This is a genomic window from Thioprofundum lithotrophicum, assembly GCF_055387065.1.
Genome location: NZ_AP042379.1, coordinates 1,913,522 through 1,931,793 on the forward strand (window position 1 = coordinate 1,913,522; position 18,272 = coordinate 1,931,793).

The 18,272-nt window shown below is 66.3% G+C and carries 20 protein-coding genes; 18 read left to right on the top strand and 2 right to left on the bottom strand.

What is annotated here, in order from left to right:
• Positions 1–163 precede the first annotated feature (163 nt).
• Entirely contained in the window at positions 164–952 is a 789-nt protein-coding gene (locus ACZ5BH_RS08995; RefSeq protein ID WP_464888919.1) for a hypothetical protein, read from the bottom strand.
• A 76-nt stretch (positions 953–1,028) separates the two neighbouring features.
• Positions 1,029–1,484 (bottom strand): OmpH/Skp family outer membrane protein, encoded by a 456-nt coding sequence (locus ACZ5BH_RS09000; protein ID WP_464888920.1) that lies wholly within the window; start codon positions 1,482–1,484, stop codon positions 1,029–1,031.
• Between the two features lie 131 nt (positions 1,485–1,615).
• Between ACZ5BH_RS09000 and ACZ5BH_RS09005 the strand changes: the two genes are divergently transcribed.
• The 18 genes from ACZ5BH_RS09005 (at position 1,616) to ACZ5BH_RS09090 (ending at position 18,205) form a co-directional block, all read left to right on the top strand.
• On the top strand, positions 1,616–2,464 hold the full coding sequence (locus tag ACZ5BH_RS09005; RefSeq protein WP_464888921.1) for a DUF6502 family protein: 849 nt from the start codon (positions 1,616–1,618) through the stop codon (positions 2,462–2,464).
• Positions 2,461–3,465 carry a DUF5666 domain-containing protein gene (locus tag ACZ5BH_RS09010; RefSeq protein WP_464888922.1) on the top strand — a complete coding sequence of 335 codons (1,005 nt, stop codon included), beginning with the start codon at positions 2,461–2,463 and terminating at the stop codon, positions 3,463–3,465. Before ACZ5BH_RS09005 ends, ACZ5BH_RS09010 begins: the two co-directional genes overlap by 4 nt.
• A 639-nt stretch (positions 3,466–4,104) precedes the next feature.
• Positions 4,105–4,374, top strand: a complete 270-nt coding sequence (locus tag ACZ5BH_RS09015) for a thioredoxin family protein (RefSeq protein ID WP_464888923.1) — start codon at positions 4,105–4,107, stop codon at positions 4,372–4,374.
• Positions 4,371–5,675 carry a cytochrome c biogenesis CcdA family protein gene (locus ACZ5BH_RS09020; RefSeq protein WP_464888924.1) on the top strand — a complete coding sequence of 435 codons (1,305 nt, stop codon included), beginning with the start codon at positions 4,371–4,373 and terminating at the stop codon, positions 5,673–5,675. The genes ACZ5BH_RS09015 and ACZ5BH_RS09020 overlap by 4 nt, the downstream gene beginning before the upstream one ends.
• A 7-nt stretch (positions 5,676–5,682) precedes the next feature.
• Positions 5,683–6,090 carry a DsrE family protein gene (locus ACZ5BH_RS09025; RefSeq protein WP_464888925.1) on the top strand — a complete coding sequence of 136 codons (408 nt, stop codon included), beginning with the start codon at positions 5,683–5,685 and terminating at the stop codon, positions 6,088–6,090.
• Positions 6,090–6,494 carry a heavy metal-responsive transcriptional regulator gene (locus ACZ5BH_RS09030; RefSeq protein ID WP_464888926.1) on the top strand — a complete coding sequence of 135 codons (405 nt, stop codon included), beginning with the start codon at positions 6,090–6,092 and terminating at the stop codon, positions 6,492–6,494. Before ACZ5BH_RS09025 ends, ACZ5BH_RS09030 begins: the two co-directional genes overlap by 1 nt.
• 284 nt (positions 6,495–6,778) lie before the next feature.
• Positions 6,779–7,159: a hypothetical protein gene (locus ACZ5BH_RS09035; RefSeq protein ID WP_464888927.1), complete on the top strand. Its 381-nt coding sequence runs from the start codon at positions 6,779–6,781 to the stop codon at positions 7,157–7,159.
• A gap of 73 nt (positions 7,160–7,232) precedes the next feature.
• Positions 7,233–8,498, top strand: coding sequence for a TolC family protein (locus tag ACZ5BH_RS09040; RefSeq protein WP_464888928.1), 1,266 nt, complete (start codon positions 7,233–7,235; stop codon positions 8,496–8,498).
• A complete protein-coding gene (locus ACZ5BH_RS09045) occupies positions 8,495–10,342 on the top strand; it encodes an efflux RND transporter periplasmic adaptor subunit (RefSeq protein ID WP_464888929.1) in 1,848 nt (615 codons plus the stop codon). Before ACZ5BH_RS09040 ends, ACZ5BH_RS09045 begins: the two co-directional genes overlap by 4 nt.
• Positions 10,343–10,356: 14 nt before the next feature.
• A complete protein-coding gene (locus ACZ5BH_RS09050; RefSeq protein ID WP_464888930.1) occupies positions 10,357–13,503 on the top strand; it encodes an efflux RND transporter permease subunit in 3,147 nt (1,048 codons plus the stop codon).
• A 131-nt stretch (positions 13,504–13,634) separates the two neighbouring features.
• Complete coding sequence (locus ACZ5BH_RS09055; RefSeq protein WP_464888931.1) at positions 13,635–13,961, top strand: P-II family nitrogen regulator; 327 nt, start codon at positions 13,635–13,637, stop codon at positions 13,959–13,961.
• A gap of 183 nt (positions 13,962–14,144) precedes the next feature.
• Positions 14,145–14,528, top strand: coding sequence for a hypothetical protein (locus ACZ5BH_RS09060; RefSeq protein WP_464888932.1), 384 nt, complete (start codon positions 14,145–14,147; stop codon positions 14,526–14,528).
• Between the two features lie 121 nt (positions 14,529–14,649).
• On the top strand, positions 14,650–15,807 hold the full coding sequence (locus tag ACZ5BH_RS09065) for a porin (protein WP_464888933.1): 1,158 nt from the start codon (positions 14,650–14,652) through the stop codon (positions 15,805–15,807).
• Between the two features lie 13 nt (positions 15,808–15,820).
• Positions 15,821–16,108, top strand: coding sequence for a c-type cytochrome (locus tag ACZ5BH_RS09070; protein WP_464888934.1), 288 nt, complete (start codon positions 15,821–15,823; stop codon positions 16,106–16,108).
• A 166-nt stretch (positions 16,109–16,274) separates the two neighbouring features.
• Positions 16,275–16,679 (top strand): hypothetical protein, encoded by a 405-nt coding sequence (locus ACZ5BH_RS09075; protein WP_464888935.1) that lies wholly within the window; start codon positions 16,275–16,277, stop codon positions 16,677–16,679.
• A gap of 289 nt (positions 16,680–16,968) precedes the next feature.
• Positions 16,969–17,451 (top strand): MerR family transcriptional regulator, encoded by a 483-nt coding sequence (locus ACZ5BH_RS09080; protein ID WP_464888936.1) that lies wholly within the window; start codon positions 16,969–16,971, stop codon positions 17,449–17,451.
• Entirely contained in the window at positions 17,439–17,669 is a 231-nt protein-coding gene (locus ACZ5BH_RS09085) for a glutaredoxin family protein (RefSeq protein WP_464888937.1), read from the top strand. The genes ACZ5BH_RS09080 and ACZ5BH_RS09085 overlap by 13 nt, the downstream gene beginning before the upstream one ends.
• A 122-nt stretch (positions 17,670–17,791) precedes the next feature.
• Positions 17,792–18,205, top strand: coding sequence for a hypothetical protein (locus ACZ5BH_RS09090; RefSeq protein ID WP_464888938.1), 414 nt, complete (start codon positions 17,792–17,794; stop codon positions 18,203–18,205).
• Positions 18,206–18,272 lie beyond the last annotated feature (67 nt).

An 18,272-nucleotide genomic window follows, 5' to 3' on the forward strand; every position in this document is an offset into this window, starting at 1 on the left:
GCAGGGCAAGATGGGAAGATCAGGAGTGTACGCTGGCCACGCCGCTGGCACGCTTCGACCGGCGGTTGAAAAAGCGCTTCCCTGGGTTTTTCAACCGCCTGTTCGCATCCCGGGCCGACGCAGGCGCAGCGGGGAACCGGCCCGGGAGGTTCGAAGCGGTCTTTCAGAACCGCCTGCCCAGCGTGACGTTGAAGCCCACGTCCGGCGCGGTGTCGCTCAGGCCCATGAGGGCCGAGAGGCTGCCGTTCCAGCCGCCTTTCCCCTGCCAGCCGTAGAAGGCGCTGATCTGGCGCAGATCGTCGGTGCCGTCCACCGTGGCCTGGCGGAAATCGTAACCGATGCCGAGACTGGCTTTTTCGCCGGGGCGGAACATCAGGCCCAGGCTGCCGTAGGGCACGTCGTTGTAGGTGTAGGTGGGCGTGTCGCCGGTGACGTAGTAGCCGGCGGTGAGATAGGGCGAAACCTTGCCCTGGCCGATGACGGCGTCGAACTGCAGGGCGTAGTCGTTCTCGCCGGTGCCGAGGCCCTTGTCGGGATCGGCGGTGCCGAACTTGGCGCGGGCCGAGAATTCGTAGAACGAGCCGTCTTGCGGGAACAGGGCATAGCCCAGATCGGCCGTCACGTCGCCCAGGCCCGAGCTGGTATAGGTGGTGGTGCTGCGGCTGCCCATGCCGAAGAACCGGCCACCCGAGGTGAAGCTCAAGGGGCCGCCCGGGCCGGGGATCACGCTGCCGTCGCCGGTGACCTGAATCCAGGGCACGGTGACGGTGGCGCGCCACGGCCCGTTCAGGTAGTTGAAGGTGACCGGCACGGTGGTGATGGTGGTGGTGGTGTCGCTGCCGTAGGTGCCGCTGGTGTAGTCGAAGCCGGCCGAGACGCTGAGCTGGCCTTCGGCCTGCGCGGCGAGGCTCAGGCCCGCGAGCGCGGCGGCAAGAAGAGAACGGTACTGCATGTCTGGGTGCTCCTTCGTCAGGGGTTGAATACCGGGAATGGGGGCGCGATGCGCCCCCATTCGGGTGCCTGTGTCCTCAGCGGCGGATGGCCGGGCGGCCGGCGCCGAAACCGGCGGGGCGCTGCATCCCGCCACGGTTCATGCCACCGCGATTCACGCCGGCGGGACGCGACTGCATGGTCTGACCCATGCCGCGCCCGGCGGCCTGCATCTGCTGGCCGTTGTCGCGGGCCCGGGTCTGCATCTGCTCGCCGAATTCCCGCGCCGTGGCCTGGCGCTGCTCGGCGGTCATCTCCCGGTTCTGCATGGTCTGGCCCATTTCGCGGCCGGCGGCTTCCATTTCCTGCCCGTGTTCGCGGGCCCGGGTCTGCATTTCTTCCCCGAACTGGCGGGCGGTCTGCTGGCGCTCCTGGGCCTGGGCGCGCAGGGCGTCGTGATCCAGCGTCATGCGCCCTTCGTCGGCGAAGGCGGTGGCGCTGCCCAGCAGGGCCAGGGAAACGGTGAACATCAGGGGCTTGGTCAGGTTTTTCATGAGGATATCTCCTGTTCTGGGTGTAGGACTTGTCTTTGGTCAATGTGGGAAAAGTTCCCACGTTGAGGAGATGATATGTGGTAAAATTTCCCACGTCAAGCTAGAATGACGAAAAGACCGAAATTTCTTCCATGGGCGAACGAACGATGAAGATCAACGAAACCGGCGATACCTCCGGCGCACTGCTGCAGGCCGTGGCCTGGCTGTGCCGGCCGCTGGTGCGCCTGCTGATCCGCAAGGGGATCACCTATCCCCAGCTGCGGGAACTGCTCAAGGGGGTGTACGTGGACGTGGCCGAGACCGATTTCGCCGTGGCGGGCAAGCGCCCGAGCGACAGCCGGATCTATATATTGACCGGCGTGCACCGCAAGGACATCAAGCGCCTGCGCCGCACCGACGACGCGGCCGAGGCCGAAAAGGTGGCGACCCTCGGCGGGGCCATCGTCGGCCGCTGGCTGGGCCAGTCCGAATACCTGGATGCGGACGGGCAACCCCGCTGCCTGCCGCGCGACGACGACGAGCGGGGCCCCGGCTTCGATACCCTGGTGGCCAGCGTGAGCAAGGATGTGCGGCCCCGGGCCATCCTCGACGAATGGCAGCGCCTGGGCATGGTTTCGCTCAACGCGGCCGGTGAGGTGTGCCTGAATCATCAGGCATTCGTGCCGGCGCAGGATTTCGCCGAGCAGGCCTTCTTCATGGGCCGCAATGTGCACGATCATCTGGCCGCCTGCGCCCACAACCTGCTGGCCGAAGGTGAGCCCATGCTCGAGCGCAGCGTCTATTACGGCGGGCTCACCCCCCATTCGGTGGCGCATCTGCGGGAACTGGCCCGCCGCGAGGGCGTGGCCCTGTTGCAGAAACTCAATGCCGAGGCGCTGCACCGCCAGCAGCACGATGCCGGCGCGCCCGACGCCGACAGGCGCATGCGCCTCGGGGTGTACTGGTACGATGCGGCGCGAACCGCGGAGGAAGAACGATGAAAGGGCAACGCAACCTCTGGCTGGCCGGCCTGCTGGGCCTGCTGCTCGGTGCCTGTGGCGTCCAGGCGCCGCGCCACACGGCGCAGATCGATACCGGCGACGAGAGCGGGATCGGCGGCACCGGGATCCTGGCCAGCGAATCGGGGCTCGGCGGCACGGGCATCGTCGGCGAGATCACCGGTTTCGGCAGCATCTTCGTCAACGGCGCCGAGGTGGAGCTGAGCGCGCAGACGTCCCTGACGGTGGATGGCGAGCCGGTGGCACGGCATGCCTTCGCCGTGGGCGAAGTGGTGGCCCTGCGGGCCGAGTTCCGCGCCGGCCGCCTGGAAGCCGCCGAGGCCCATGTGCGCCACGAGGTCATCGGCCCGGTGACGCGGGCGGCCCGCGGGCGGTTCGAGGTGCTGGGCCAGCCCGTGCGGCTCGCGCAGCAGACGCGGCCCCCGCTCGGGGCGTGGGTGGCGGTGAGCGGTTTCCGCGCCCCCGACGGCGTGATTCACGCCACCCGCATTGCCCCGGCGCGGGCGGGGACGGCCCTGGTCGTCGGCACTCCGCAGGCCGGGAAGGGCGGCTGGCGGATCGGGAATCTGCGGCTGCGCCTGCCCGACGCCCCGGCCGGCGGCGAGCTGCGCCTGCGCGGGCATCTGCGCGACGGCCTGCTGGTGGTTTCGCAGCAACAGGCCGTCTCCCCGACCCCGTTCCGGGTGCCGGTGAAACGGCTGCTGATCCAGGGCTTCGTGCGGCCGCAGGGCGCGCAGCGCTTCGCCATCGACGGCCTGGATTTCGTGCCGGCCGGCAACCTGGGCCCGGGCCTGGCGCGCCCCCTGCGCCTGGAACTGCAGCACACGGCCGCGGGCTGGCGCATGCAGCGGCTCCTGCGCCCGGATCGCCTGCCCCTGGGCCGGCCGACGCCGGCGCCCCTGCGCGGTGGCGCGGCCTGGCCCGGCGCGCGGCCGGCCATTCCCGGCCGCGCCGGGATGGGGCCGGGAATGCCGCGGCGCTGAGCGCCTCGCTTTCGCAGGTCGGCTCAAGCGCAGCGGAGCCGACGGCAAGCACCGCGGCTCTTCCACCGCCGGGTCCGCTGCGCTTGACCCGGCCTACGACCTTTTCCCATTCGTGGGCGGGCTTTCCCTTGCGTGGGCCGGTTTCCCTTTCGTAGGTCGGCTCAAGCGAAGCGGAGCCGACGGCAAGCAGCGCGGCTCTTCCACGCCGGGTCCGCTGCGCTTGACCCGGCCTACGGCCTCTTCCCATTCGTGGGCGGGTTTCCCCCTTGCGTGGGCGGGCTTTCCCCTTTCGCAGGTCGGCTCAAGCGCAGCGGAGCCGACGGCAAGCACCGCGGCCTTTCCCGCCGGGTCCGCTGCGCTTGACCCGGCCTACGGCCTCTTCCCATTCGTGGGCGGGTTTCCCCCTTGCGTGGGCGGACTTTCCCCTTTCGCAGGTCGGCTCAAGCGAAGCGGAGCCGACGGCAAGCACTCCGGCCTTCCATGCCGGGTCCGCTGCGCCTGATCCGGCCTGCGGACGGCTCGGACGCCGGGGGCCGGAAAAAAATCTCGCCGGGCTTGACCTGGAGCCGGCTCCAGGCTCTATGCTGTGTCTCATCCTCAGCCTGGATGACCGGCGAAGCCGGCAGGAGTTTGCGCAGCATGCCCGTCAACGTGGAAGTTTTCGCCTCTCCCGGCTGCAGCAAGTGCGGCCATGCCAAGGCGGTGTTGCGCCGTCTGGCCGAGGAACTTGGCGGCGGACGGATCGTCTGGCGCGAGGTCGACATCCTCGAAGAGATGGATCACGCCGTGACCCTGGGGGTCATGTCCACCCCGGCCATCGCCATCGACGGGGAGCTGGTGTTCACCGGCCTGCCGAGCCGGCGCAAGCTGGAGGCGGCGCTGCGCGCGCGCCTTGAGGCCGGCGCATGATTTCCCTGCTGCTGGCGCTGTCGGTGCTGCTGGGCCTGCTGGCCTTCTTCGAGCCCTGCACCATCGCCACCAATACCCTGTATGCGGTGCGCGCCCACCGCGCACCCGCGCGCGCCTGCTGCCAGGGCCTGCTGATGGTGTGGCTGATCCGCAGCCTGCTGCTCGCGGGGCTGCTGGTGCTGGCCACCGCGCTCACCGCCCCGCCGGCCTGGGGGCCGTGGCTGCCCAGCCTGATCCTCGCGGCCATGGCGGTGATCTACGTGATTTCGCGCTTCGTCTATCTGCCCATTCCCCACCTTGCCTTCCATCGCCTCATCCCCGAGGGTGAGCGCCTGCCCGACGGCGTGCGCCTGGGCCTGACCCTGCCGGCCTGCACCCTGCCGCTGGTGCTGGTGGTGGGCGGGCTGGCCGTGACGGTCGATTCGCTGGCCTTCGCGGCCCTGTCGGGCGTGCTGTTCGCCACCCTGTTCACCCTGCCCATGGTGGTCGCCTCCTGGCGTGGGTTGCATGCCGACGGCCAAGAACTGCTGGCCCGCGCGGCGCGCGGGGCCCCCTGGCTGACCGCGGCGCTGCTGCTGGGCACGGCCCTGTTCCTGCTCGTGCCGGCCATCGATATCGCGCCTCCCCGCCTCGCGGCGGCCCTGCAGCAGGCGAGCTGGGCCGGCATCGGGCTGGCCTTTCTGGCCGGTTTCGTGTTCAGCTTCAATCCGGTCTCCTTCGCCTCGATTCCGGTGATGCTGGCCTACGTGACCAAGGCCGGCGAGGAGAAGCGGGCCCTGGCCATGGGGACGGCCTTCGTGCTTGGCCTGATCGTCACGCATGTCGTGCTCGGGGTGGCCGCGGCCCTGGGCGGCGAATGGGTGCAGTCGGTGATGGGCCGGCAGTGGGCGCTGCTGCTCGGCCCGCTGCTGATCCTGCTGGGCCTGATCTGGCCGGGCTGGCTGCGCCTGCGCCTGCCCTGGTTCGGCGTGCGCGGGCGTCGGGTGAGCGGCCTGTGGGGCGCTTTCCTCCTGGGCATTCCCTTCTCCGTGGCCGTGTGCCCCTTCTGCACCCCGGCGCTGCTGGTGACCCTCACCGCCAGCGCGGCCATCGGCTCGGCGGGGTTCGGCTTCGGCCTGCTGCTGGCCTTTGCCCTGGGGCGCAGCATTCCCGTCATGCTGGGGGCCTGGAGCATGGGCTGGCTGGAATCCCTGCGCATGCTCTCGCGCCACCAGAAGGCCCTGGAGGTGGTGGCGGGGATCACCCTGATCCTCACCGGGCTGTACCTGCTCAACGAATACTTCTTCATCATCGAATACTGAGGTGTCCATGAAACGCGCGTGCCTGCTGCTGTTGCTCCTGCCCCTGATCCTGCCGGCCTTCGCCGAGCCGGTGCCCTTCGTGGTCCAGCTCACGCGCCCGGCCGACGACTTCGGCCATCGCCGGGTGATGCTGCAGATCGACAAGGTGCTTGACGATATCGGCGAGGACAGGGTCCGCTTCGTGGTGGTGGCCTACGAGGAAGGCATCCACGCCCTGCTGGCCGACAATCCGCAGACGAACCAGTTGCTGACCAAACTGGCCAACCGTGGGGTGGAGTTCCGCGCCTGCCGGATCAGCATGCGCGGCTGGAACCTGGAAGAGTCGCAGTTCCCCATCGAGGTGGAGTTCGTTCCGGCCGGCGCGCCCGAGGTGATCCGGCTGCAGCTCGACGGTTACCGCTACTGGCGGCCGTGATGGCGGAAAAACGCTACCGTATCGGCGAGGTGACCCGGCTGACCGGCCTGTCGGCCGACACCCTGCGCTATTACGAGAAGATCGGCCTGCTGCCGCCCGTGGCCCGCAACGCCAGCGGCGTGCGGATCTACGACGAAGCGGATCTCTCCCGCCTGCGTTTCATCCAGCGCGCCCAGAAGATGAACTTCCGCCTCGAGGAGATCGGCATGCTGCTGAAGATGCGCGCCGATCCCCAGCATGCCCGGGACGAGGTGCGCGAGCTCACGGCCCGCAAGCTGGCCGAAGTGGAACACCGCCTGGAGGCGCTGACCCTGCTGCGCAACGAACTGACCCTGCTGCTCAATCTCTGCCGGGGCAGCGAAGCCGGCTGCCCCATCATCGAAGGGATCGAGGACGACGCCTAACAGGCTGTTGAAAAACACCATTTTTCAACAGCCTGCTAAAGGTAAAGTTCCAAATGGCAGATCATGCTTCATTGTGTGCACTGAGCCCTCTGTCCCAGAGGGCGGTGTTGGAGTCGTGCGCTTTTGCCCAAATGGGCCGGTGTTTGGAACTTCCATTTGGGCCCGGGGCCGTGCCGACGGGGAACGCCGGGAATAAAACCGGCGTCGAAAACATCCTCCAGACAGAGGGAACTTTGTGCGATAATTCCCATCTATTCCGAAAACCCCGAGAAACGACGCCGCACATGCCCCGTATCGGCCTTCACAAGTTGCTGTACCTGCTTCTGCTGCTGGTGAGCCTTTCGCCGCTGCGGGGTTTTGCCATGGTGCAGGTGGCCGAGGTGGCGATGAGCGAGTGTCCGCAGATGCACGTTGCCACCCAGCGGGCCTCCCGGGCCACGGCCGTCTCGCCCGGTTGCGAGACCTGCCAGAACAGCGGCTGCGAGGATCACCAGTGCAACATGGCCCTGTGTGGCGCGGCGCACGGCACCGGCATGCTGCCCGGGCTGGTGGGCCACCTGCCGGCGCCGCCGCCTGCCGCAAGCCCGGTGGCACACCGGATGCAGGGTTTTACCCATCGAACCGAACCGCCCCTGATCCGCCCCCCCATCGCATTCCATAGCTGACTCACCGGTTCCTGTCCGGTACGCTGGCAGGCGTATCCGTCACAGGTCTTTCGTCTGGCTATGGAGTGTCCCTATGAAACCGAATTTCTGCCTGCCGATGCGGGCGCTGTTCGCCGCCGTGCTGTGGAGCGTGGCGGCGGCCGCCCAGGCGGCGTTGAGCCTTGCCGAAGCCGAGCGTCTGGCGCTCGAGGCTGATCCCGTCATCGAGGCCACCGAGGCCCGTGCCGAGGCCCTGCGTGAAGACGCCGTGGCCGACGGCCAGCTCCCCGATCCCAAGATGCGCATCGGCCTGTACAACCTGCCGCTGGATTCCTTCGACGTGAACCAGGAGCCGACGACCCAGTTGCGCTTCGGCTATCTGCAGGCCATTCCCCGCGGCGATACCCTCGAATACCGCCAGCGCCGGACCGAATGGCTGGCCACGGCGCAGACCGCCCGGGCCAGGGCCGAACGGCGCCGGGTACAGCGGGAAGTACGGGAAAAGTATCTCGAGGTCTTCTTCCAGGTGAAGGCGGCGGAGATCATCCGGGCCAGCCGTGGCCTGTTCGAACAACTGGTGGACGTGACCCGCTACCAGTTCGCCGCCGGCCGCGTGACCCAGCAGGACGTGCTGCGCGCCCAGGTGGAACTCTCGCGGCTCGATGACCGGGAAACCCGGATCCGCAACCGCGAGGAAGTGGAGCGGGCCAACCTGGCCACCTGGATCGGCCAGGCGGCCTGGCAGCCCCTGCTCACGGAACCGCCCCGCCTGCCCGCGCTGCCTGGCCGGGACGCCATTGCCGCCACGCTGGACCGCCATCCCCTGCTGGCCTTCAAGGCCGCCCAGGTGGAGAGCTGGCAACAGGGCGTGCAGATCGCCCGCGAACAGTACAAGCCCGGCTGGAATCTCGGCATCGAATACCGCAAGCGCTTCGGCGAAAACCCCAACGGCACCGACCGCACCGACATGATGGCCGCCATGGTCACCTTCGACCTGCCCCTGTTCACCGGCAAGCGCCAGGACAAGCGCCTCAACGCCAGCGTGCGCAAGGCCGCCGCCGCCCGGTTCGACAAGGACGACATGCGGCGCAACCTGCTGGCCATGCTGGACCGGGAATACGCCAACTGGGAACGCCTGGGAGAGCGCCAGCGCCTCTACCAGGATCGCCTGGTGGGTGAGGCGCAGGCCAATGCCGAAGCCGCCCTGAAGGCCTACCAGAGTGGCCTGACCGAATTCACCACCCTGATGCGCGCACGCCTGACCGAACTGGACGTGCGCCTCGACGAATTGCGCATCTGGACCGACCGCGCCCGCGCCCAGGCCCGGTTGCTGTACCTGCTGACGGAGGAAGAACAATGAAAGGCATGCACATCATGATTCTCGCCGGCCTGCTGGTCACGGGGCTGTGGCCCGGCACCGTGCCGGCCGCCGAGGACGGGGAACGGAAGATCCTCTACTGGGTGGCGCCCATGGATCCCAATTACCGCCGTGACAAGCCCGGCAAGTCGCCCATGGGCATGGATCTCATCCCCGTCTATGCCGACGAGGAGGAGGCCGGCAACGCCATCAGCATCAAGCCGGAGATCGTCCAGAGCCTGGGCGTGCGCACCGCCGAGGCGCAACGCACCCGGCTGTGGCGCCTGATCGACACGGTGGGTTACGTGGACTTCGACGAGGACAAGCTGACCCACATCCACCTGCGCACCGACGGCTGGATCGAGAAGCTGTATGTGAAATACGAAGGCGATCGGGTGAAGAAAGGGGAACGGCTGCTGGATCTGTATTCCCCCGAACTGGTCAACGCCCAGGAGGAATACGTCCAGGCCCTGCGGGTGGGCAACAAGCAACTGATCCGCGCCTCCCGTGAACGCCTGCAGGCGCTGGGCATCCCCGACGACCAGATCCGCGAGTTGCGCCGCAGCCGCCGGATCCGCCAGACGGTGACCATCTATGCGCCGCAGGACGGCATCGTGGCCCACTTGCCGGTGCGCGAAGGCATGTACGTCAAGCCGGCCAACCAGGTCATGACGCTGGCCGATCTGTCCACCATCTGGGTGCATGCCGAAGTCTTCGAGCGGCAGGTGGAATGGGTGCACCTGGACAATCCGGCGGACATTCGCCTGTCCTATCTGCCGGGCCGGACCTGGGAAGGCAAGGTGCGCTACATCTACCCCAGCCTCGATCCCAAGACCCGCACCCTCAAGGTGCGTCTGGTGTTCGACAACCCCGGGGAAGAACTCAAGCCCAACATGTACGCCAACGTGAAGATCTACGGCGGGCCCAAGGACGACGTGGTGGCCATTCCGCTGGAAGCCCTGATCCGTACCGGCCGCGAGGAGCGGGTGATCATCGCCCTGGGCGAGGGCCGTTTCGAGGCGCGCAAGGTGCGCAGCGGCATGGAGAGCGGCGACTGGGTGGAGATCCTCGAAGGGCTGGAACCCGGCGAGAAGGTGGTGACCTCGGCCCAGTTCCTGATCGATTCGGAGGCCAGCCTCAAGGCCACCCTCATGCGCATGACGCCGCTGGCCAGCGGTCCCGTGGAAGCCCATGGCCGGATCGTCTCGCTGATGCCCGAACACCGCATGATCAAGATCGCGCATGAGGCGATTCCGCAGCTCGACTGGAAGGCCATGAGCCACGATCTCATCGCCGCCGAGAACGTCTCCCTGGCGGGCTTCCTGCCCGGCGACGAGGTGGACTTCACGCTGGAGAAACAGGGCGATGGCTATGTGGTCACGTCCCTGAAGAAACCCGCGCCGGTGGCGGGCCGCGGCGAGGTGAAGGCGGTGATGGCGGAACACGGCATGCTCACCCTGGCCCACGAGCCCATCGAGGCGCTGGGCTGGCCGGCCATGACCATGGACTTCACCGTGGCCGAGGGCGTGGATCTCACCGGCCTGAAGCCCGGCGATCACGTGACGTTCCAGTTGCGCAAGGAAGGCGAACGCTACGTGATCACCGCCATCCAGGTGGCCGCGCCGGTGCAGGGCACCGGCGTGGTCAAGGCGGTGATGCCCAGCCACGGCATGCTGACCCTGGCCCACGATCCCATTCCGGCGCTGGAATGGCCGGCCATGACCATGGACTTCAAGGTGGCCGAAGGGGTGGACATCGCCTCGCTCAAGCCGGAACAGCGCATCATGTTTACGCTGGAGAAAGAAGGTGATCGCTACGTCATCACCGCGATCCACGCACAGCGCTAACGGAGGCGACGAACATGATTGCAGGTATCATCGACTGGTCCGTCCGCAACCGTTTCATGGTGCTGTTGCTGACGCTGATCCTCGTGGGCTGGGGGGCGTATGCCATCAAGCATACGCCGCTCGATGCCATCCCCGATCTGTCCGACGTGCAGGTCATCATCAAGACCAGCTTCCCCGGCCAGGCGCCGCAGGTGGTGGAGGATCAGGTGACCTATCCGCTCACCACCGCCATGCTCTCGGTGCCCAAGGCCACCACCGTGCGGGGCTATTCCTTCTTCGGCGATTCCTATGTCTACGTCATCTTCGCCGACGGCACCGATCCGTACTGGGCCCGCTCGCGGGTGCTGGAATACCTGAGCCAGGTGGCCAGCAAGCTGCCGCCCGACGCCCGACCTGAACTGGGGCCGGATGCCACCGGCGTGGGCTGGGTGTACGAGTACGCCCTGGTGGATCGCACCGGGCAGCACGATCTGTCCCAGTTGCGTTCCCTGCAGGACTGGTTCCTCAAGTACGAGCTGCAGACCGTGCCCGGCGTGTCGGAAGTGGCCACCATCGGCGGCATGGTCAAGCAGTATCAGGTGGTGCTGGACCCGGACAGCATGCGCGCCTATGGCCTGACCCTGGCCCAGGTGAAGAAGGCCATCCAGCGGGGCAACCAGGAAACCGGCGGCTCGGTACTGGAGCTGGCCGAGGCGGAATACATGATCCGGGCCACGGGTTACGTGGATTCGCTGGAGGATTTGCGCCGCATCCCGGTGGGGGTGAACGAACGGGGCACGCCGATTCTGCTCAATGACGTGGCCCAGGTGCGTCTCGGGCCGCAGATCCGGCGTGGCATTGCCGAGCTGGACGGGGAAGGCGAGGTGGTCGGCGGCGTGATCGTGATGCGCTTCGGCGAGAACGCCATGACCACCATCCAGGGCGTCAAGGCCAAGCTGGACGAATTGCGCAAGGGCCTCCCCGACGGCGTGGAAATCGTGGAGACCTATGACCGCTCGGGCCTGATCGGCCGGGCCGTGGAGACCCTCAAGGGCAAGCTCATCGAGGAGTTTCTCGTGGTCATCGTGGTCTGCGCGGTGTTCCTCTTCCACTTGCGCTCGGCGCTGGTGATCATCTTCTCCCTGCCGGTGGGCATCCTGGTGGCCTTTATCATCATGGAGCGCATGGGCATCAATGCCAACATCATGTCCCTGGGCGGGATCGCCATCGCCATCGGCGCCATGGTGGATGCGGCCATCGTGATGATCGAGAACGTGCACAAGCACATGGAGAAGACCGAGATCACCGACGAGAACCGCTGGATCGTGATGCGCGAGGCGGCCACCGAGGTGGGCCCGCCCCTGTTCTTCTCGCTGCTGATCATCACCCTGAGCTTCCTGCCGGTGTTCACCCTGGAGGCCCAGGAGGGCAAGCTGTTCGCGCCGCTGGCGTTTACCAAGACCTTCGCCATGGCGGCCGCCGCCGGCCTGTCCATCACCCTGGTGCCGGTGCTCATGGGGTATTTCATCCGGGGCCACATCACGCCCGAGGACAAGAACCCCATCAACCGCATCCTGATCGCCGGCTACCGGCCGGTGATTGACGCCGTGCTGCACAAGCCGGGGCTGATGCTGATCGCCTCGGTGCTGATTTCGGCCTCCATGATCTTTCCGATCATGGGCATCGGGCCGTTCCACAAGATCGGCTCCGAGTTCATGCCGGATCTCTACGAAGGGGATCTGCTGTACATGCCCAGCGCCTTCCCCGCCGTCTCCGCCGGCAAGGCGGCGGAGATTCTGCAGCAGACCGATCGGCTGATCCGCACCGTGCCGGAAGTGCGCCGGGTGTTCGGCAAGATCGGCCGCGCCGACACGGCCACCGATCCCGCGCCCCTGACCATGGTCGAGACCACCATCCAGCTCAAGCCCCAGAGCGAATGGCGCGAGGGCATGACCGTCGACAAGCTCAAGCGCGAGCTGGATGCCCTGGTGCGTTTCCCGGGGCTGACCAACGCCTGGGTGATGCCCATCAAGAACCGCATCGACATGCTGGCCACCGGCATCAAGACGCCGGTGGGCGTGAAGGTGGCCGGGCCGAGCCTCGACGAGATCCAGAAGATCGGCAAGCGCATCGAGGAGGTGCTGAAGAACGTGCCGGGCACCGCATCGGTCTATTCGGAGCGGGTGGCCGGCGGCCGTTACGTGATCATCGACGTGGATCGCCTTGCCGCTTCCCGCCTGGGCCTCAACATCGCCGACGTGCACGAGGTGGTGCGCACGGCCGTGGGCGGCATGAACGTGACCCAGACCGTCGAGGGGCTGGAACGCTATCCCGTCAACATCCGTTACCCGCGTGACGTGCGCGACTCGGTGGAGAAACTGCGCAACCTGCCCATCGTCACCCCTTCGGGCGCCAACATTCCCCTCGTGGAGGTGGCGGACATCCGCATCGAGGACGGGCCGGGCCTGATCAAGACCGAGAACGCCCGCCTCAACGGCTGGAGCTACGTGGACATCGAACCGGGGATCGATCTCGGTTCCTACGTGGAGCGCGCCCAGCAGGCCGTGAGGGAGAACGTGGAACTGCCGCCCGGCTATTCCATCGCCTGGTCCGGCCAGTACGAGTACATGGTGCGGGCCAAGGAGAAACTGACCACCGTGGTCCCGGTGACCCTGGCCATCATCATTCTCCTGCTGTACCTCAACTTCCGGCGCATGAGCGAGGTGCTGATCATCATGGGCACCCTGCCGCTGGCCATCACCGGCGGCATCTGGCTGTTGTATTTTCTGGACTACAACCTGTCGGTGGCGGTGGACGTGGGCTTCATCGCCCTGGCCGGGGTCTCGGTGGAGATCGGCGTGGTGATGCTGGTGTACCTGAACCAGGCGCTGGCCAACAAGGCCTTCGAGGCGGAGAAGGCCGGCCGGGTGCTGCACGCCGACGACGTGCGCGAGGCCGTGATCAACGGCGCCCTGCTGCGGGTGCGCCCGATCATGATGACGGTGGCGGCCATCATCGCGGGTTTGCTGCCCATCATGCTCGGCAGCGGCACCGGTTCGGAGGTCATGCGCCGGATCGCCGCGCCCATGGTGGGCGGCATGGTCAGCGCCACGGTGCTGACGCTGATCGTGATCCCCGCCGTGTTCCTGCTGTGGAAACAGTGGGGCCTGAAACGGGGCTGATGATTCACTGCATCTGCCCGTTACGCGATCCCGCAGGCCGGCACGGGCAGGGCGGAGCCGGCCCGCGATGATCCTGCCATCCCCGCCGGTTTGCCGGCCGGGGCATCACGCACACGCACAGGAGGTCAGTCATGGAATTCGTCAATATCGTTGCCATCATCCGCTCCGGGGTATTGAAGCGGGTGGAAGAGAAGCTGCGCGAGGTGGGCGCGCCCGGCGTGACCGTCAGCCATATCCGCGGTTATGGCGAATACGCGGATCTGTACAAGGACGACTGGATGGTGGAACAGATCCGGCTCGACATCTTCGCCGCCGAGGCCGATGCCGAGCGGATCGTGACTGCGCTCATGGAGGCGGCCCATACCGGCATGGAAGGCGATGGTGTGGTGGCCGTCATGCCGGTGCAAAGCCTCTATCACGTGCGCACCCGCCAGAAGTGCAGTCATCGCCCCTGCTGATGTCCCTGCAAACCACAGGGAAACCGGGTCTTGAAATCGCGGGCGCGGCACCCCATTGGTCAGAAGCCGCGCCACGCCTGGCGGCCGGCCGGTCGGGATCACCCCGGTGTTTGATTAAGATCAATGACAGGCCGGGCGTCTCTCCGCTACAGTGGCGCGCAACGAACCACCGGTTCCAGGCGCATGACCCGACTCCGCACAAAACGCATGCTCGTGCACATCCTGCTGGTGCTCCTGCAGCTCACCGTGCTGCAGTGGCAGATGCAGGTGGCGCAGGCCATGCCGTCCGCGGGGAGCGAACCCATGGCCGACTGTCTCATGCAAGGCCATGGCGGAACGCAGGCAGGCGCCAGCGGTTCCGCCGCGCAGATGGACGACTGCTGCAGCGGTTACATGTCACTCGCCTGCCAGTATCACTGTTCGGTTGGCGGCTTTGCTTTCCTTTCCGCGTTGCCAATCGGAACCCAACCGGTTCTGATGGCACCCGATTTCCCTCACGCACAGACTTCACCGGAAACGCTGGTGGTGGGCTCCCTCTTCCGCCCGCCTCGAGACACCCTCGCCTGATCCCGTACTCGCCTGCGGGAAAAGTCCATCGTTATCGCAAGGCTAGTCGTCGTCGCCCGCTTTTCGGGGCGGCGGACGACCGGATCACCGTATCCACAATTCATATACCGAGGATGTCATCATGAAATGCAAATTTTCCGTGCTGGCCTGCGCTGTCGGGCTGGCGATTTCCCAGACCGCCAGCGCCGATGCCGAGCTGGACAAGCTCAAGGCCGAAGTCGAATCGCTCAAGCAGGAGGTGGCCTCGGCCGCCGAGTGGAAGACCCCCCGTACCCTGATCCACATGGCCGGCTATGCCGACGTGACCTACGCCGACAGCGAGAACAGCCCCGGCGGCTTCCAGAACGCCCGCTTTGCGCCCATCTTCCACTACCAGATCGACGATCTGGTGATGCTGGAGGCGGAAATGGAATTCGCCACCAACGCCGACGGGGATACCGAAGTGGCGCTGGAATACCTCACCATCGACTGGTTCATGAACGACCACGCCACCCTGGTGGCGGGCAAGTTCCTGAGCCCGCTGGGCCAGTTCCGCCAGAACTTCCACCCCTCCTGGATCAACAAGATGGCCTCCGCGCCGGTGGGCTTCGGCCACGATCAGGCCGCGCCCAACGCCGACATCGGTCTCCAGGTGCGCGGCGGTTTCGCCTTCGACAGCATGAACCTGAACTATGCCGTGTTCCTGGGCAATGGTCCTGTCGCCGAGGGTAATGGAACAAATGGTGAGTGGGAAATGATCGAAAGTCCCGGATTCGCCGGCAACGGGGATGATACCCGGGTCGGTGGCGGTCGGATTGGCCTGCTGTTTCCGAGCCAGAAGCTCGAGGTGGGTTTTTCGGGCGCGACCGGGAAGATCGATACATTTGGTAATGGAATCGGAACCGGTGTTCCGTCTGACACTGAACGCGTCAAGCGTGACTATTCGGTCGTCGGCGCCGATCTGACCTGGCACCCCGGCAACTTCGACGTGCGCGCCGAGTATATCCGCCAGAGCGTGGGCGAGGCGGCGGCCAGCGCCGTGCCCGACAAGGGCGACTGGACGGCCTGGTACGCCCAGGTGGCCTATCGCTTCTATCCCAGCAAGTGGGAGGTCGTGGCCCGTTACAGCGACTACGACACGCCCGGAGAAGAGCAAGACCGGGTGCAGATGGCCGGGGGCGTGAACTATGTCTTTGAGAGCAACTTCATCGCCAAGTGCAACTACGAGAGCAACGACAATCCGAACGACGGCTTCGAGGCCGACAACCGGATTCTGATGCAACTGGCCTACGGCTTCTGAGGAGGAATCGAACATGAAAAAGTCCATCGAGAAAACCGGCCGGTTGCTGCTGGCCATGACCCTGACCCTGGGCGTCGCCTTCGGCGCGCAGGCGGCCGAGGCCGACAAGAGCAAGGAAGGCGATTTCGTGCGTGGCGCCCGGGCCTGGGCGGAGAACTGCACCCGCTGTCACAACGTGCGCGATCCCAAGGAACTGCGGGACGACCAGTGGAAGACCACGGTCTTCCACATGCGGGTCCGTGGTGGCCTCACCGGCCAGCAGACCCGTGACATCATCAAGTTCATGCAGGAAAGCAACTGACCGCCTGCCGGGGAAACGGCCGGGATGCGCCGCATCCCGGCCAATTCCCTGCATTCGGCAGGGACAAGGATTCCCTTGCCAGGGAGTGGCCTGAACACTATGCTTGTCTCGAACCGCCGAGGCAGGCCATCCACTCGCACCCCATGGTGCCCGAGCAGGAGGTGAAATGAGACGATTGCGACGCACGGCTGGCCGGATGGCGCCCTTGTGGGTGCTGGCGTGGCTTGCCGCCTCGCTGAATCTCTTTTCCCTGTGCTGTCTCGACAACGCCATCGCCCATCCGGCCGGGGGCGCGCCCCACCGGCTGGTCCACGGGGACGCGGGCGGCCATGCCCATCTCCATGCCCATCCCGGTACCGCGCCCTGTTCCGTGGTCCTGGCCGATCGGGATTTCCCTCTCGCCTTCGCCATTGCGCCGGAGCCGGCGCTCGAACCGGTGGCCGTGGCCAGCGAGGCCCGCCCCCTCGAGCCGGCGATCCGGCCGTCATTTCTTGCGCTGCGTCCCGCCGTGCACGGCCCGCCCGTGAACCGGCGGACGCTCTATCTGCAAACGCTTCGCCTGCGAATTTGATCCACAGCCCCGCTTCCCCGGTCTGGCAGGGGGGTGGAATGGGGGCCGGTTGTCCGGCCGCGCGGACCGATCCGTGAAAGCGTCGCCGGCAATCTGCCCCTGACAGGATGTTGATAAGCCCCTCCCTGCCGGGCCCGCAGGGCCGCGATCGCGCAGTGACCACTGGCGCGTCGTGGTGAAGACCGGGTACCGGGCAGACCGCTTCGGCACCCAGGCAGAATGAAGCTTGACCTGTGTTCTGCTCACAGGTTTCACAATGTTCCTGGAACGGGAACGAGGAGGTGCGAACATGTTGACCGTCACTGCTTTGGCACGCGCGTGTGGAACCACGCCGCACACGATTCGCTATTACAGCCGGATGGGCCTGCTGCGCGAGAAACGCCATCCCGACAACGAATACCGCCTGTTCGATGCGGCCGAACAGGCCCGCTTGCGGTTCATCCTTCATGCCAAGGAGCTGGGCTATACGCTGAAGGAGATCCGCATGATTCTCGACGATGCCGATCGCGGCGAGTCGCCCTGTCCACGGGTGCGGCAGATCCTGCAGCAGCACATCGAACAGAACCGCCGGCGCATCACGTCCCTGGTGCGTCTGCAGGAACGCATGGAACGGGCCCTGGATGCGTGGGACGCGATGCCCGATGGCGTGCCCACCGGCGACTCGGTCTGCCATCTCATCGAGGCCTTCGCCGAAGGCAATGTCCCGCCTGCCGATGACGCGGAGGACGAGGCGCCGCTGGCCGCCGGAGGGAGAGTCGCATGGATGTCATGATCGTCGCCACCCGCGACTGTGTCCATTGTCCGGACCTGGCCCGGGAGCTGGAAGCGCTGGGCATCGACTATCGGGTCGTCTTCGTGGAAGACGACCCGGAACTGGCCCGCAGGCTGGCGATTCGCCATTCCCCGAATCTGGTGGTGGATGGCAAGGTCGTGTTCCGGGACATGCCGAGCCCGGAGGCCTTGCGCAAGGCGCTGCTGGGCGAGGCGTGAGCGCACCAATGGCGGCTTCAAGGGCCTTGTGCCTGGATAAACGTCTGTCAGGGAATTCGGAACGGCGGTTTGCGTTCCGATTCAGTGCGGTATAACCACAGCGAGACCAAGGAGGAAAGACCATGAAAAGATCATTCGTTAGCGGAATCCTGACGGCCGGACTGGTCATGGCGGCCGTCAACGTGCAGGCCGTGCCGCCGGGAGGGCGTATGGGCGCCGGTGGGGCGATGCATGCCGATGCGGCGCGCATGCAGGAAATGCAGCACATGGCGCAGAAAGGCATGCAAACGGCCAACCCCCATGAACGCATGCAGATGATGCAGAAACACATGCAGATGATGCAGGAGATGATGAAGCACATGCATGCCATGCCCATGGGGCAGATGGACGGCAAGGGCAAGATGAGCCCGGATCAGATGCAGCAGCGTCAGGCCATGATGGAAAAACGCATGCAGATGATGCAGGACATGATGCAGCAGATGCTCAACCAGCAGCAGATGATGATGAAACAGCAACAGGAGTCGATGAAGAAGTAACCGCCGGCGGTCTCCGGCATGACGGATGCCGTCGTGCCGGGGCCGCTTCATTCCGGTCCCGATCGGC